General features: G+C 63.4%; 14 protein-coding genes. 10 read left to right on the top strand and 4 right to left on the bottom strand.

Annotated features, from left to right (window positions below; genetic code table 11):
- The first annotated feature begins 34 nt into the window (after positions 1 to 34).
- Genes nuoG through nuoN form a run of 8 tightly spaced genes read left to right on the top strand, consistent with a single transcriptional unit; the run spans position 35 to position 10,036 of the window.
- The gene (nuoG, locus tag PMI38_RS16635; protein WP_008096188.1) at positions 35 to 2,749 is read left to right on the top strand and encodes an NADH-quinone oxidoreductase subunit NuoG; all 2,715 of its coding nucleotides are present in this window, start codon (positions 35 to 37) and stop codon (positions 2,747 to 2,749) included.
- The gene (gene nuoH / locus PMI38_RS16640) at positions 2,746 to 3,753 is read left to right on the top strand and encodes an NADH-quinone oxidoreductase subunit NuoH (RefSeq protein WP_008096190.1); all 1,008 of its coding nucleotides are present in this window, start codon (positions 2,746 to 2,748) and stop codon (positions 3,751 to 3,753) included. Before nuoG ends, nuoH begins: the two co-directional genes overlap by 4 nt.
- Before the next feature lie 11 nt (positions 3,754 to 3,764).
- Complete coding sequence (nuoI, locus tag PMI38_RS16645) at positions 3,765 to 4,313, top strand: NADH-quinone oxidoreductase subunit NuoI (protein WP_003251442.1); 549 nt, start codon at positions 3,765 to 3,767, stop codon at positions 4,311 to 4,313.
- 10 nt (positions 4,314 to 4,323) lie between these two features.
- Positions 4,324 to 4,824, top strand: a complete 501-nt coding sequence (gene nuoJ, locus PMI38_RS16650) for an NADH-quinone oxidoreductase subunit J (RefSeq protein WP_008096199.1) — start codon at positions 4,324 to 4,326, stop codon at positions 4,822 to 4,824.
- A gap of 3 nt (positions 4,825 to 4,827) precedes the next feature.
- Positions 4,828 to 5,136 (top strand): NADH-quinone oxidoreductase subunit NuoK, encoded by a 309-nt coding sequence (gene nuoK / locus PMI38_RS16655; RefSeq protein WP_008096201.1) that lies wholly within the window; start codon positions 4,828 to 4,830, stop codon positions 5,134 to 5,136.
- Positions 5,133 to 6,986, top strand: coding sequence for an NADH-quinone oxidoreductase subunit L (gene nuoL, locus PMI38_RS16660; protein ID WP_008096203.1), 1,854 nt, complete (start codon positions 5,133 to 5,135; stop codon positions 6,984 to 6,986). The genes nuoK and nuoL overlap by 4 nt, the downstream gene beginning before the upstream one ends.
- A gap of 40 nt (positions 6,987 to 7,026) precedes the next feature.
- On the top strand, positions 7,027 to 8,559 hold the full coding sequence (gene nuoM, locus PMI38_RS16665) for an NADH-quinone oxidoreductase subunit M (RefSeq protein ID WP_008096206.1): 1,533 nt from the start codon (positions 7,027 to 7,029) through the stop codon (positions 8,557 to 8,559).
- 7 nt (positions 8,560 to 8,566) lie between these two features.
- Positions 8,567 to 10,036, top strand: a complete 1,470-nt coding sequence (nuoN, locus tag PMI38_RS16670) for an NADH-quinone oxidoreductase subunit NuoN (protein ID WP_008096207.1) — start codon at positions 8,567 to 8,569, stop codon at positions 10,034 to 10,036.
- 41 nt (positions 10,037 to 10,077) lie between these two features.
- Here the strand turns inward: nuoN and PMI38_RS26675 are convergent, their stop codons facing one another.
- Complete coding sequence (locus tag PMI38_RS26675) at positions 10,078 to 10,380, bottom strand: ogr/Delta-like zinc finger family protein (RefSeq protein ID WP_081502550.1); 303 nt, start codon at positions 10,378 to 10,380, stop codon at positions 10,078 to 10,080.
- Positions 10,381 to 10,581: 201 nt separating this feature from the next.
- On the opposite strand from PMI38_RS26675, the gene PMI38_RS16680 reads away from it, so the two are divergent.
- Positions 10,582 to 10,974 carry a helix-turn-helix domain-containing protein gene (locus PMI38_RS16680; protein WP_008096208.1) on the top strand — a complete coding sequence of 131 codons (393 nt, stop codon included), beginning with the start codon at positions 10,582 to 10,584 and terminating at the stop codon, positions 10,972 to 10,974.
- Here the strand turns inward: PMI38_RS16680 and PMI38_RS16685 are convergent.
- The 3 genes from PMI38_RS16685 to PMI38_RS16695 are packed head-to-tail and all read right to left on the bottom strand — an operon-like array spanning position 10,946 to position 11,943.
- Positions 10,946 to 11,308, bottom strand: a complete 363-nt coding sequence (locus PMI38_RS16685) for a hypothetical protein (protein WP_008096209.1) — start codon at positions 11,306 to 11,308, stop codon at positions 10,946 to 10,948. The genes PMI38_RS16680 and PMI38_RS16685 overlap by 29 nt on opposite strands.
- Positions 11,292 to 11,684, bottom strand: coding sequence for a head completion/stabilization protein (locus tag PMI38_RS16690; protein ID WP_008096210.1), 393 nt, complete (start codon positions 11,682 to 11,684; stop codon positions 11,292 to 11,294). Before PMI38_RS16690 ends, PMI38_RS16685 begins: the two co-directional genes overlap by 17 nt.
- A 10-nt stretch (positions 11,685 to 11,694) precedes the next feature.
- On the bottom strand, positions 11,695 to 11,943 hold the full coding sequence (locus tag PMI38_RS16695) for a response regulator transcription factor (RefSeq protein WP_008096212.1): 249 nt from the start codon (positions 11,941 to 11,943) through the stop codon (positions 11,695 to 11,697).
- A 229-nt stretch (positions 11,944 to 12,172) separates the two neighbouring features.
- On the opposite strand from PMI38_RS16695, the gene PMI38_RS16700 reads away from it, so the two are divergent.
- Positions 12,173 to 14,236, top strand: a complete 2,064-nt coding sequence (locus PMI38_RS16700; RefSeq protein WP_008096214.1) for a TonB-dependent receptor family protein — start codon at positions 12,173 to 12,175, stop codon at positions 14,234 to 14,236.
- Positions 14,237 to 14,349: the final 113 nt, after the last annotated feature.

Below are 14,349 nucleotides of genomic sequence, written 5' to 3' on the forward strand. Positions count from 1 at the left end.
CCCGCTCACGCGGGCCAACGAAGAACTTTGAACAATGGCCACTATCCACGTAGACGGCAAAGCGCTCGAAGTCAACGGTGCAGACAACCTGTTACAGGCGTGTCTGTCGCTCGGCCTCGACATCCCTTATTTCTGCTGGCACCCGGCGCTTGGTAGCGTTGGCGCCTGCCGGCAGTGTGCAGTCAAGCAGTACACCGACGAGAACGACACCCGTGGTCGTATCGTCATGTCCTGCATGACCCCTGCCTCCGACGGCACCTGGATTTCCATCGACGATGACGAGTCCAAGGCGTTCCGCGCCAGCGTCGTCGAATGGCTGATGACCAACCACCCGCACGACTGCCCCGTGTGCGAGGAAGGCGGTCACTGCCACCTGCAGGACATGACGGTAATGACCGGCCACAACGAGCGCCGCTACCGTTTCACCAAGCGTACCCACCAGAACCAGGACCTCGGCCCGTTCATCGCCCACGAGATGAACCGCTGCATCGCCTGCTACCGCTGCGTGCGCTACTACAAGGACTACGCCGGTGGTACCGACCTGGGTGTCTACGGTGCCCACGACAACGTGTACTTCGGCCGCGTTGAAGACGGCGTGCTGGAGAGCGAGTTCTCCGGCAACCTGACCGAGGTCTGCCCGACCGGCGTGTTCACCGACAAGACCCACTCCGAGCGCTACAACCGCAAGTGGGACATGCAGTTCGCCCCGAGCATCTGCCACGGTTGCTCCAGCGGCTGCAACATCAGCCCGGGCGAGCGCTACGGCGAACTGCGCCGGATCGAGAACCGTTTCAACGGCTCGGTCAACCAGTACTTCCTGTGCGACCGTGGCCGCTTCGGCTACGGCTACGTCAACCGCACCGATCGCCCGCGCCAGCCGTTCCTCGCCGATGGCACCAAGCTGGGCCTGGACGCCGCCCTGGACAAGGCCGCCGACCTGCTGCGCGGTCGCACCATCGTCGGTATCGGCTCGCCACGCGCCAGCCTGGAAAGCAACTACGGCCTGCGTGAACTGGTCGGCGCCGACTACTTCTACTCCGGTATGGAAGCCGGCGAACTGGCCCGCGTGCGCCTGGCCCTCAACGTGCTGAACAACAGCCCGCTGCCTGTGCCGACCCTGCGCGACATCGAAGACCACGACGCCGTGTTCGTGCTCGGTGAAGACCTGACCCAGACCGCTGCCCGCGTCGCCCTGGCCGTGCGCCAGGCCACCAAAGGCAAGGCCGAAGCCATGGCCGAGGCCATGAAAGTGCAGCCATGGCTCGACGCCGCGGTGAAAAACATCGGCCAGCACGCGCTGTACCCGCTGTTCATCGCTTCGCTGGCTGAAACCAAGCTGGACGACGTTGCCGAAGAATGCGTGCACGCAGCACCTGCCGACCTGGCCCGCATCGGCTTCGCCGTGGCCCACGCCATCGACCCGAGCGCCCCAGCAGTGGCCGGGCTGGACCAGGAAGCGCAAGCCCTGGCCCAACGCATCGCCGACGCCCTGGTCGCGGCCAAGCGCCCGCTGGTCATCGCCGGTACTTCCCTGGCCGACCCGGCCCTGATCGAAGCCGCCGCCAACATCGCCAAGGCCCTGAAGCTGCGCGAGAAGAACGGCTCGCTGAGCCTGGTCGTGCCTGAGGCCAACAGCCTGGGCCTGGCCATGATGGGTGGCGAGTCCGTCGATGCCGCACTGGATGCGGTCATCAGCGGCAAGGCCGATGCCATCGTGGTACTGGAAAACGACCTGTACGCCCGCGTACCGGCCGCCAAGGTCGACGCAGCCCTGGCTGCTGCCAAGGTGGTGATCGTTGCCGACCACTCCAAGACTGCGACCCTCGACCGCGCCCACCTGGTGCTGCCAGCCGCCTCCTTCGCCGAAGGCGACGGTACCCTGGTCAGCCAGGAAGGCCGTGCCCAGCGCTTCTTCCAGGTGTTCGACCCGCAGTACCTGGACAGCAGCATCCTGATCCACGAAGGCTGGCGCTGGATGCACGCCCTGCGTGCCACCCTGCTGAACAAGCCGGTCGACTGGACCCAGCTGGATCACGTCACCAGCGCCTGCGCCGAAGCCACGCCACAACTGGCCGGCATCGTCGGTGCAGCGCCTTCCGCCGCGTTCCGCATCAAGGGCATGAAACTGGCCCGTGAGCCGCTGCGCTACTCCGGCCGTACCGCCATGCGCGCCAACATCAGCGTGCACGAGCCGCGTACCCCGCAAGACAAGGACACCGCGTTCGCCTTCTCCATGGAAGGCTACTCGGGCTCCGCCGAACCGCGCCAGCAGGTGCCGTTCGCCTGGTCGCCGGGCTGGAACTCGCCGCAAGCCTGGAACAAGTTCCAGGACGAGGTCGGTGGCCACCTGCGTGCCGGTGACCCAGGCGTGCGCCTGATCGAATCGCAAGGCGATCGCCTGAACTGGTTCAGCGCCATTCCGGGTGCCTTCAACCCGGCCCGTGGCAGCTGGACCGCGGTACCGTTCTTCCACCTGTTCGGCAGCGAAGAAAGCTCCTCGCGCGCCGCTCCGGTACAAGAGCGCATTCCAGCCGCCTACGTGGCCCTGGCCAAGTCCGAAGCCGACCGCCTGGGCGTCAACGAAGGTGCCCTGCTGAGCTTGAACGTCGCCGGTGTGTCGCTGCGCCTGCCGCTGCGTATCAATGAAGAACTGGGCGCTGGCCTGGTTGCGCTGCCGAAAGGCCTGGCTGGCATTCCGCCTGCCATCTTCGGTGCATCCGTCGAAGGTCTGCAGGAGGCAGCACAATGAGCTGGTTCACCCCCGAAGTGATCGATGTGATCCTCACCGTGGTCCGGGCCATCGTGGTCCTGCTCGCGGTGGTGGTCTGCGGCGCGCTGCTCAGCTTCGTCGAGCGCCGTCTGCTGGGCTGGTGGCAGGACCGTTACGGTCCGAACCGTGTCGGCCCGTTCGGCATGTTCCAGATCGCCGCCGACATGCTGAAGATGTTCTTCAAGGAAGACTGGAACCCACCCTTCGTCGACCGCATGATCTTCACCCTGGCGCCGGTCGTGGCCATGAGTGCCCTGCTGATCGCCTTCAGCATCATCCCGATCACTCCGCTGTGGGGCGTCGCCGACCTGAACATCGGTCTGCTGTTCTTCTTCGCCATGGCTGGGCTTTCGGTGTACGCCGTACTGTTCGCCGGCTGGTCGTCGAACAACAAGTACGCCCTGCTCGGCAGCCTGCGGGCTTCGGCACAGACCGTGTCGTACGAAGTGTTCCTGGGCCTGGCGCTGATGGGCGTGGTGGTGCAGGTGGGCTCGTTCAACATGCGCGACATCGTTGAATACCAGGCACAGAACCTGTGGTTCATCATTCCGCAGTTCTTCGGCTTCTGCACCTTCTTCATCGCTGGCGTCGCCGTGACTCACCGTCACCCGTTCGACCAGCCGGAAGCGGAACAGGAACTGGCCGACGGCTACCACATCGAGTATGCCGGCATGAAATGGGGCATGTTCTTCGTCGGTGAGTACATCGGCATCATCCTCATCTCGGCGCTGCTGGTGACCCTGTTCTTCGGTGGCTGGCACGGTCCGTTCGGCCTGCTGCCTCAGGTACCGTTCCTGTGGTTCGCGCTGAAGACCGCGTTCTTCATCATGCTGTTCATCCTGCTGCGCGCCTCGATCCCGCGCCCACGCTATGACCAGGTGATGGACTTCAGCTGGAAGTTCTGCCTGCCGCTGACCCTGATCAATTTGCTGGTGACCGCTGCGCTCGTGCTCTACAACACGCCAGCCGTCGCGGCCCAGTGAGGATTTGACCCATGTTCAAGTATATCGGCGACATCGTTAAGGGCACCGGCACTCAGCTGCGCAGCCTGGCCATGGTGTTCTCCCACGGGTTCCGCAAGCGCGACACCCTGCAGTACCCCGAAGAGCCCGTGTACCTGCCGCCACGCTACCGTGGCCGCATCGTCCTCACCCGCGACCCCGATGGCGAGGAGCGCTGCGTAGCGTGCAACCTCTGCGCGGTGGCCTGCCCGGTCGGCTGCATCTCGCTGCAGAAGGCCGAGACCGAGGACGGTCGTTGGTACCCGGAGTTCTTCCGCATCAACTTCTCGCGTTGCATTTTCTGCGGCCTGTGTGAAGAAGCGTGCCCGACCACCGCGATCCAGCTGACTCCGGATTTCGAAATGGCCGAGTTCAAGCGTCAGGACCTGGTGTACGAGAAAGAAGATCTGCTGATCTCCGGCCCCGGCAAGAACCCTGACTACAACTTCTACCGTGTTGCGGGTATGGCAATCGCTGGCAAGCCGAAAGGCTCTGCACAGAACGAAGCCGAGCCGATCAACGTGAAGAGCTTGCTCCCATAAGGACAGAAAGATGGAATTCGCTTTCTACTTCGCATCCGGGATCGCCGTGGTTTCCACCCTTCGGGTGGTAACCGGCACCAACCCTGTGCACGCCCTGCTCTACCTGATCATTTCGCTGATTTCCGTGGCAATGATCTTCTTCGCCCTGGGTGCGCCGTTCGCCGGCGCCCTGGAAGTGATCGCCTACGCCGGCGCCATCATGGTGCTGTTCGTGTTCGTGGTGATGATGCTCAACCTCGGGCCGGCTTCGGTCGCCCAGGAACGGGGCTGGCTCAAGCCCGGTATCTGGGCGGGGCCGGTGATCCTCGGCGCGCTGCTGCTGCTGGAGCTGCTGTACGTACTGTTCGTCGCCCCGAGCGGCGCGGCCATCAGCGGTACCACCGTGGACGCCAAGGCCGTGGGCATCAGCCTGTTCGGCCCTTACCTGCTGGTGGTCGAACTGGCTTCGATGCTGCTGCTTGCCGCGGCCGTCACCGCCTTCCACCTGGGCCGCAACGAGGCGAAGGAGTAAATCATGGGTGCTATCCCTCTCGAGCATGGTCTGGCGGTCGCCGGCATCCTGTTCTGCTTAGGTCTGGTTGGCCTGATGGTCCGCCGCAACATCCTCTTCGTGCTCATGAGCCTGGAAGTCATGATGAACGCCTCTGCCCTGGCGTTCATCGTCGCCGGTGCCCGTTGGGTGCAACCCGACGGCCAGGTGATGTTCATTCTGGTGATCAGCCTGGCAGCCGCCGAGGCCAGTATCGGCCTGGCAATCCTGCTGCAGCTGTATCGCCGCTTCCACACTCTCGACATCGATGCTGCCAGTGAGATGCGCGGATGAACCTTATCTTCCTGACTTTCGTCTTCCCCCTGATCGGCTTCCTGCTGCTGTCGTTCTCGCGCGGGCGGTTCTCGGAGAACCTGTCCGCGCTGATCGGCGTCGGTTCGGTCGGCCTTTCGGCGGCCGTGGCCGCCTACGTGATCTGGCAGTTCAACGTCGCCCCGCCTGAAGGCGGCGCGTACAGCCAGCTGCTGTGGCAGTGGATGTCGGTGGACGGCTTCGCGCCGAACTTCACCCTGTACGTGGATGGCCTGTCGGTCACCATGCTCGGCGTGGTGACCGGTGTCGGCTTCCTGATCCACCTGTTCGCTTCCTGGTACATGCGTGGCGAAGCGGGTTACTCGCGCTTCTTCGCGTACACCAACCTGTTCATCGCCAGCATGCTGTTCCTGGTGCTGGGCGACAACCTGCTGTTCATCTACTTCGGTTGGGAAGGCGTGGGCCTGTGCTCGTACCTGTTGATCGGTTTCTACTACAGCAACCGCAACAACGGTAACGCCGCACTCAAGGCCTTCATCGTCACCCGTATCGGCGACGTGTTCATGGCCATCGGCCTGTTCATCCTGTTCGCCCAGCTGGGTACCCTGAACGTGCAGGAACTGCTGGTGCTGGCACCGCAGAAGTTCCAGGCTGGCGATTTCTGGATGGAGCTGGCGACCCTGATGCTGCTGGGTGGCGCGGTTGGTAAATCGGCCCAGCTGCCGCTGCAGACCTGGCTGGCCGACGCCATGGCGGGCCCGACCCCGGTTTCGGCACTGATCCACGCGGCAACCATGGTGACCGCGGGCGTGTACCTGATCGCCCGTACCAACGGCCTGTTCCTGCTGGCGCCGGACATCCTGCACCTGGTCGGCGTCGTCGGCGGCGTGACCCTGGTCCTGGCCGGCTTCGCTGCCCTGGTTCAGACCGACATCAAGCGTATCCTCGCCTACTCGACCATGAGCCAGATCGGCTACATGTTCCTGGCCCTGGGCGTGGGTGCCTGGGACGCGGCGATCTTCCACCTGATGACCCACGCCTTCTTCAAGGCCCTGCTGTTCCTTGCTTCCGGTGCGGTGATCGTTGCCTGCCACCACGAGCAGAACATCTTCAAGATGGGCGGCCTGTGGAAGAAACTGCCGCTGGCCTATGCCAGCTTCGTGGTCGGTGGTGCTGCCCTGGCTGCCCTGCCGATCGTGACCGTGGGCTTCTACTCCAAGGACGAGATCCTCTGGGAAGCCTTCGCCAGCGGCAACAGCGGCCTGCTGTACGCTGGCCTGGTCGGTGCGTTCATGACCTCGCTGTACACCTTCCGCCTGATCTTCATCGCCTTCCACGGCGAAGCCAAGACCGAAGCCCACGCCGGCCACGGCATCAGCCACTGGCTGCCACTGGGCGTGCTGATCGTGCTGTCGACCTTCGTCGGCGCCTGGATCCACCCGCCGCTGGCAGGCGTGCTGCCTGAAAGCGCCGGCCACGCCGGTGGCGAAGCCAAGCACGCGCTGGAAATCACCTCGGGCGCCATCGCCATCGCCGGTATCCTGCTGGCCGCGGTGCTGTTCCTGGGCAAGCGTCGCCTGGTTTCGGCCATCGCCAACAGCGGCATCGGCCGCGTCCTGTCGGCCTGGTGGTTCGCCGCCTGGGGCTTCGACTGGATCTACGACAAGCTCTTCGTCAAACCTTACCTGCTGATCAGCCACATCCTGCGCAAGGACCCGGTTGACCGCAGCATCGGCCTGATCCCTCGGATGGCTCGCGGCGGCCACGTCGCCATGAGCAAGACCGAGACTGGCCAGCTGCGCTGGTACACCGCCTCGATCGCCGTCGGTGCCGTGCTGGTCATCGGTGCCGTGGTAGTGGCCGCGGTATGACTATGAATCTTGCGACTTTGCCAAAGGAAACCAACCCGTCATGATTTTGCCTTGGCTGATCCTGATCCCCTTCATCGGCGGCTTCCTGTGCTGGCTGGGTGAGCGCTTCGGCGCCACCCTGCCACGCTGGATCGCACTGCTGACCATGTCCCTGCTGCTCGGCATCGGCCTGTGGCTGTGGGGCACCGGTGACTACACCCTGGCCCCTGCTCCGGGCGCCGAACCTGCCTGGGCCCTGGAATACAAAGTCCAGTGGATCAAGCGCTTCGGCATCAGCATCCACCTGGCCCTGGACGGCCTGTCGCTGCTGATGATCCTGCTTACCGGCCTGCTCGGTGTGCTGTCGGTACTGTGCTCCTGGAAAGAGATCCAGCGCCACGTCGGCTTCTTCCACCTCAACCTGATGTGGATCCTCGGCGGCGTGGTCGGTGTGTTCCTGGCCCTGGACCTGTTCCTGTTCTTCTTCTTCTGGGAAATGATGCTGGTGCCGATGTATTTCCTCATCGCGCTCTGGGGTCACAGCTCGGCAGACGGCAAGAAGACCCGGATCTACGCCGCCACCAAGTTCTTCATCTTCACTCAGGCCAGCGGCCTGATCATGCTGGTGGCGATCCTTGGCCTGGTGCTGGTCAACTACAACACCACCGGCGTGCTGACCTTCAACTACAGCGACCTGCTCAAGGCCGAGCTGCCAGCCGGCGTCGAGTACGTGCTGATGCTGGGCTTCTTCATCGCCTTCGCGGTGAAGCTGCCGGTAGTACCGTTCCACTCCTGGCTGCCTGACGCTCACGCCCAGGCACCGACCGCAGGTTCCGTGGACCTGGCGGGTATCTTGCTGAAGACTGCGGCCTACGGCCTGCTGCGCTTCGCCCTGCCGCTGTTCCCGAACGCTTCGGCCGAGTTCGCGCCGTTCGCCATGGCCCTGGGCCTGATCGGTATCTTCTACGGTGCCTTCCTGGCCTTTGCGCAAACCGACATCAAGCGCCTGATCGCCTTCTCCAGCGTCTCGCACATGGGCTTCGTGCTGATCGGTATCTACTCCGGCAGCCAGCAGGCCCTGCAAGGCGCGGTGATCCAGATGCTGGCCCACGGCCTGTCGGCCGCCGCGCTGTTCATCCTGTCCGGCCAGCTGTACGAGCGTCTGCACACCCGTGACATGCGTCAGATGGGCGGCCTGTGGCACCGCATCGCCTACCTGCCAGCCATCAGCCTGTTCTTCGCCGCTGCCTCCCTGGGCCTGCCAGGTACCGGCAACTTCGTCGGCGAGTTCCTGATCCTGATCGGCAGCTTCGCCAGCGTGCCGTGGATCACCGTCATCGCCACTACCGGCCTGGTGTTCGGCTCGGTCTACTCGCTGATCATGATCCACCGCGCCTACTTCGGCCCGGCCAAGGCCGAAGGCGTGCTGGCCGGCATGGACGGTCGCGAAATGATCATGGTCCTGGGCCTGGCGGTACTGCTGATCCTGCTGGGCGTGTATCCGCAGCCGTTCCTCGACACCTCTGCCGCCACCATGAGTGGTGTGCAGCAGTGGCTCGGTTCCGCTTTCACTCAACTCGCTTCGGCCCGGTAAGAGCGCTATGGAATTCACCACTCAACACTTCATCGCATTGGCGCCGATGCTGATCACCACCATCACCACGGTGGTGGTGATGCTGGCGATCGCCTGGAAGCGCAACCACTCGCAGACCTTCCTGCTGTCCACCGTGGGGCTGAACCTGGCCCTGCTGTCGATCCTGCCGGCGCTGAAAGTCGCGCCGCTGGCGGTCACCCCGCTGATCACCATCGACAAGTTCGCCTGCCTGTACATGGCGATCATCCTGGTGGCCACATTGGCCTGCGTCACCCTCGCCCACGCCTACCTCGGCGAAGGCTCCAAGGGCTACCCGGGCAACCGTGAAGAACTGTACCTGCTGCTGCTGATGTCGGCCCTCGGTGGCCTGGTGCTGGTCAGCGCCAACCACCTGGCCGGCCTGTTCATCGGCCTGGAGCTGCTGTCGGTGCCGGTCTACGGACTGGTGGCGTATGCCTTCTTCAACAAGCGCTCGCTGGAAGCCGGCATCAAGTACATGGTGCTGTCGGCCGCAGGCTCGGCCTTCCTGCTGTTCGGCATGGCCCTGCTGTACGCCGACGCTGGCAGCCTGAGCTTCGACCAGATCGGCAAGGCCCTGGCCACGACCAGCATGCCAAGCCTGCTGGCCCAGCTGGGCCTGGGCATGATGCTGGTCGGCCTGGCCTTCAAGCTGTCGCTGGTACCGTTCCACCTGTGGACCCCGGACGTGTACGAAGGCGCCCCGGCGCCGGTCGCTGCCTTCCTGGCCACCGCCAGCAAGGTCGCGGTCTTCGCCGTGGTCGTGCGCCTGTTCATGCTCTCCCCTGCCGCCAGCAGCGGCGTGCTGAGCACCGTACTGGCAGTCATCGCGGTCGCCTCGATCCTGATCGGCAACCTGCTGGCGCTGACCCAGAGCAACCTCAAGCGTCTGCTCGGTTACTCGTCCATCGCCCACTTCGGTTACCTGCTGATCGCCCTGGTGGCCAGCAAGGGCCTGGCCCTGGAAGCCATGGGCGTGTACTTGGTCACCTACGTGATCACCAGCCTCGGCGCTTTCGGTGTCATCACCCTGATGTCCTCGCCTTACGGCGGCCGTGATGCCGATGCGCTGTACGAGTACCGCGGCCTGTTCTGGCGCCGCCCGTACCTGACCGCGGTGCTGACCGTGATGATGCTGTCGCTGGCGGGTATCCCGCTGACCGCCGGCTTCATCGGCAAGTTCTACATCATTGCCACCGGTGTCGAATCGCAGCTGTGGTGGCTGGTCGGTGCCCTGGTGATCGGTAGCGCCATTGGCGTGTACTACTACCTGCGCGTCATGGTCACCCTGTTCCTGGTCGAGCCGAACCTGCGTCGCCACGACGCCCCGCTGAAGTGGGAACAGCGCACCGGTGGCGTCATGCTGCTGGCCATCGCCATTCTCGCGTTCGTGCTGGGGGTTTATCCGCAGCCGCTGCTGGAAATGGTCCAGCAGGCAGGCCTGCAACTGATCGGTTGATCAAGCCAGTAAAAAGACACCCCGCGCTGCGGGGTGTTTTTTTATCTGCGTGACACAGGCCGGGGAGCAGCCTTTGGCAGTGGCGCTCCATGGCGAGTCTCGTCGCCACGCTGCAAGGCGGTATTGCGCAGCTCACTACAGGCGGAAGGTAGATGCACCTGTGGATTGGGCATACCGCTAGGTGACAGCTCGTGAGTCATTTCGAATTCTGCTCGCACTGACCAACCGCAGGCTTCATTGGTGCATTGCAGGTAGGCAATCCGCAGAAAAATATGTCGCCCTTCGCTGGTACGGATTCGCATTCGACTCTCGCAATGAGGGCAGACCAGCTTATAGGTACTCACGGCAAGTACCTGCTAATACCAATCATACGAACAAGCTGTAGGACTGATCGACAAGTTGAATCAGTATCGGCTAAGTCAATAACGGTTTTTTTCATTACACTACTTCTCATGCCGAGATTTCTCCTTATATTGCAAGCAAAGTATTCATATCGAGTAGTTTAAGCCCAAGGAATATCATTAAACCAGCCATGGATAATTGTCATGAGTAGCCACTCGCTTGCATCAGTGCTGGCACGCCTAAAGCAACTGACCGGCTCAGCTACTGATGTTCAGCTGGCCAGGGCGCTCGATGTCAGCCCTCAAACATTGAGCAGTTGGAAGGTCCGCGACAGCATTCCGTACTCGCTATGCGTATTAGTCGCCAGAAAACACCCGTGCACGCTCGATTGGCTGTTACTGGGTGAGCCGCACGAGCGCTCGCCAGCCCCAGCCAACGATGCCTGGGAGAACGATGTGCTTGAGCGCCTGCGAGGCCTTTCATCTGCAGACCGCCAGGCCATTCTCCTGCACATCGAAGACAAGCAGCGTATCCAGCAACTGGAGCAGCAACTTCAGGCACTCAACGCTAACTGCGCCGGCGCCAACGCTGGATGAGCTCGCGCAGGTCCACCGAGTCCAGCCAGACCAGGACCTTGAGGGTGATCGGGATCACCACCACCGCCGCCACAAAGGCGGCCATGCCGCGGGAAAGCATCGGTGCCAGCGATTGCAGCAGCGGTTCGAAAAGATAGCCGACGCCCAAGGTCAGGAAGATCAGCATCAATTGCTTGCGCGTCGACAGGCGCTTGCGCGACACGATGTTCAAACGGTCCCGTGCGGCACTGACCAGCAAGGCCCCAAGCAACGCCCCCAACAGCACCCGGCCCTCCGACGCCAGCAATTCGGAGATTGCACCGGCCACGGCCTGTAGCTCATTGCCCTCGGCCATGCTCGACCTCCTCGGGCAACGCTTTGCAAACCCGTTCGGTATGCAGTGTGCGCAACACCGCGGCTTCGATGAAACGCCGGTAACAGACCGACAACGCGCGTCCATGATCATGCCCCGCCAAGTCTTCCAGGCGTTTGTGACCACGCGCCCGAAGTGCAGACCGCCAACGCGCGAACTCCTCGGCTGCGGCACTCGCGGCACAGCGTGCCGCGAGTGCCAGGCGGGCTTCGCTGATGGCAGCGCCGAGTCGCAATCGCTCGCGCAGGACACTCAGCTCGATGCGCGGCCAGAACGGGTCATGGCAATCGGGAAACCGTGCATGGCTGACAAACCCCTCGGGGCCGGGCTGCAGGTCAATCGGGGTGTCGCTCAACATACTCACCTCCTCAGACCTCGGCCAACATGCCGTAGCGAATGGCCTTGATCACCGCCGCGATACGGGTGGGGACAGCGAACTTGCGCAAGATGTTGGACACGTGAAAGTTGACCGTCGACTCCTTGCACTGCAGGATCCGGCCGATCTCCCAGGAGCTCTTGCCATAGGCACACCACAGCAGTACCTGCTGTTCACGTGGGGTGAGGTGGATTGGCGTATCGACCGCGCAGTTTGTTATCGATCGCTCATTGGTTTTCATCATCGAACTCCTCAATCATGGCCAATTGCGACAACCAACCGTGCTGCCGCCCTGGAGCTCACATTACGAAGCACAGGCCCATTGCAGCTATTCATACAACTTGTAGAAGCCTGCCCTACAAAACCACCGTGAAAGTCGCTTGCGATTTATTGAAATTCCTCGTGCTCTGAATGCCATTTCGCTCGTCACAACGCCGTTGCCTGTCTACCCCTTCGCCTGGAGCTGTACGATGCGTCCTGTTTTGCCCCTTTCGTCATGCCTTGGTCTTGTGGCCGCTGTCACTGTAGGCCCGCAGGCCACGGCAGCCCCGTCGGTCGAACTGGGCCAGCTGCTGATCACTGAAGAGGAGCAAAGCGAACTGGAGTACGCCCGTGAGCGCCTCCAGTCGATACCTGGCGCCAGTAACCTGGTGGACATGCAGCGGGTTGAACAAGGCCGGGTTGCCAGCAACCAGGATGTGCTGGCCTATCAACCCGGGGTGTTCGCCCAGTCGGCGGGCAACGACGGCATCAAGCTGTCGATCCGTGGTTCAGGCATCAACCGCGCACCGGGGGCGCACGGCTCCGGCGTGTACACGATGTTCGACGGCCTGCCCCTGACCGGTCCGGGCGGTACCCCTTATGAACTGTTCGAGCCGCTGTGGCTCAGCCGCGCCGAGGTACTGCGCGGTGCCAATGGTTTCGACCAGGGCGCGCTGGCCTTGGGTGGGGCGATCAACTACGTGACCCACACCGGCCACGATGCCGAACCGCTGCAGGTGCGCTACGAGGTCGGCAGCCACGGTTACCAGCACCGCCACGTAAGCTCTGGCCAGGTACTGGGCGACCTCGACTACTACGTGGCCCTGACCGACTCGGAATACGACGGCTACCAGGAACACAGCAGCGGCAGTGGCAAAGGCATCGCCGCCAACCTCGGCTACCGCTTCAACCCCAACCTGGAAACACGCTTCTACCTGCGCTACCGGGAAACCGAGAACGACCTCGCCGGGCGCCTGACCAAGCAACAGATCAAGCACGACCCACGCGCAGCCAACCCGGCGTACCTGGCGCGGGACGACAGTCGCCCGCAACCGGGCAGCACCTGGGTCGGCAACAAGACCACCTTCTACCTGGAAGACGACGCGCGCCTGGAAGCCGGGCTGGTCTATCACGACTACCCGATGGACCTGCGTGAAGGCCCGATGCGCCTGAAGGTCGCCTACACCGATGTCAGCGGCACGCTGAACTATCTGCGCCGCGACACGCTGTTCGGCCATGAAAGCAAGACCACCGTCGGCTGGCGCACCACCAAGCACCTGCCCAACAGTGGCGCCTCGCAGTTCGCCCGCAGCAGCGGCGAAAACTTCGGCGCCCGCAGCCGCGACTTCAGCTACCAGGGCTCGGACACCGTGCTGCACGTCGGCAACGACCTGGAGCTGATCCCGGACCTGTGGCTGACCACCGGCCTGGCCATGATCTACACCCGCCGCGAAAGTGACGTGACCTACCCGGAAACCGGCGGCAAGGTCAGCCAGCATGACTGGGACTACGCACCCCGCCTGGGTTTGCGTTACGACATCAGCCCCCAGTTGCAGGTCTATGGCAACCTCAGCCGCTCCGTGGAGCCGCCGCACCCTTGGGCGCTGATCTGGAGTTCAACGGTCGCCACCCAGCCGATCGAGATGCAGAACCAGACCGCCACCACCCTGGAACTCGGCGCGCGAGGGGAATCGGTGCTGGGCCGCTGGGACCTGGCCTGGTACTACTCGCAGGTTCGCCATGAACTGCTGGCCGTGGAGATCGTGCCGGGTGCCCTGCCCAAGGAATTCAATGCCAGCCCCACGGTTCACCAGGGCGTTGAAGCAGGCCTGGACAGCACACTCTGGGAAGACTCAGGGATCGGCAGGCTGAGCCTGCGCCAGGCCTACACCTTCAGCGACTTCCATTACCGTGACGACGACCGGTTCGGTGATAACCGGCTGCCGGGCATTCCCATGCACTACTACCAGGCAGAGCTGCGCTACGACTGGCCGAGCGGCTTCTATGCCGGGGTCAATACGCAGATGGCTTCCAAGGTGCAGGTCGACTACGCCAACAGTTACCACGCCGATGCCTATGCGCTGCTGGGTGCGCGGCTGGGCTGGAACTCACCGAAACAGGACTGGCAGACCTGGCTGGACCTGCGCAACCTGACCAACGAGCGCTACGCGGCAACGGTGACGCCGGGGTACGACGATGGGCAGGACATCGCCCGCTCGACGCCGGGAGAAGGGTTTGCCGTGTATGCCGGGGTTTCGTACAGCTTCCGCTGAAGGGGGCCGCTTCGCGCCCCAATTGCAGGGCACAGCGTGATCCATGTGGGAGCGGGCTTGCCCCGCGAAACAGGCAGCGCGGAGCATGGCACCGGCTTCGCCGGTGTTCGCGG

Source organism: Pseudomonas sp. GM84 (assembly GCF_000282535.1).
Taxonomy (GTDB): domain Bacteria; phylum Pseudomonadota; class Gammaproteobacteria; order Pseudomonadales; family Pseudomonadaceae; genus Aquipseudomonas.

Coding starts and splice junctions, on each gene's coding strand:
- nuoG (WP_008096188.1), top strand. CDS start 35: ATGGCCACTATCCACGTAGACGGCAAAGCGCTCGAAGTCAACGGTGCA.
- nuoH (WP_008096190.1), top strand. CDS start 2,746: ATGAGCTGGTTCACCCCCGAAGTGATCGATGTGATCCTCACCGTGGTC.
- nuoI (WP_003251442.1), top strand. CDS start 3,765: ATGTTCAAGTATATCGGCGACATCGTTAAGGGCACCGGCACTCAGCTG.
- nuoJ (WP_008096199.1), top strand. CDS start 4,324: ATGGAATTCGCTTTCTACTTCGCATCCGGGATCGCCGTGGTTTCCACC.
- nuoK (WP_008096201.1), top strand. CDS start 4,828: ATGGGTGCTATCCCTCTCGAGCATGGTCTGGCGGTCGCCGGCATCCTG.
- nuoL (WP_008096203.1), top strand. CDS start 5,133: ATGAACCTTATCTTCCTGACTTTCGTCTTCCCCCTGATCGGCTTCCTG.
- nuoM (WP_008096206.1), top strand. CDS start 7,027: ATGATTTTGCCTTGGCTGATCCTGATCCCCTTCATCGGCGGCTTCCTG.
- nuoN (WP_008096207.1), top strand. CDS start 8,567: ATGGAATTCACCACTCAACACTTCATCGCATTGGCGCCGATGCTGATC.
- PMI38_RS16680 (WP_008096208.1), top strand. CDS start 10,582: ATGAGTAGCCACTCGCTTGCATCAGTGCTGGCACGCCTAAAGCAACTG.
- PMI38_RS16685 (WP_008096209.1), bottom strand. CDS start 11,308: ATGGCCGAGGGCAATGAGCTACAGGCCGTGGCCGGTGCAATCTCCGAA.
- PMI38_RS16690 (WP_008096210.1), bottom strand. CDS start 11,684: ATGTTGAGCGACACCCCGATTGACCTGCAGCCCGGCCCCGAGGGGTTT.
- PMI38_RS16695 (WP_008096212.1), bottom strand. CDS start 11,943: ATGAAAACCAATGAGCGATCGATAACAAACTGCGCGGTCGATACGCCA.
- PMI38_RS16700 (WP_008096214.1), top strand. CDS start 12,173: ATGCGTCCTGTTTTGCCCCTTTCGTCATGCCTTGGTCTTGTGGCCGCT.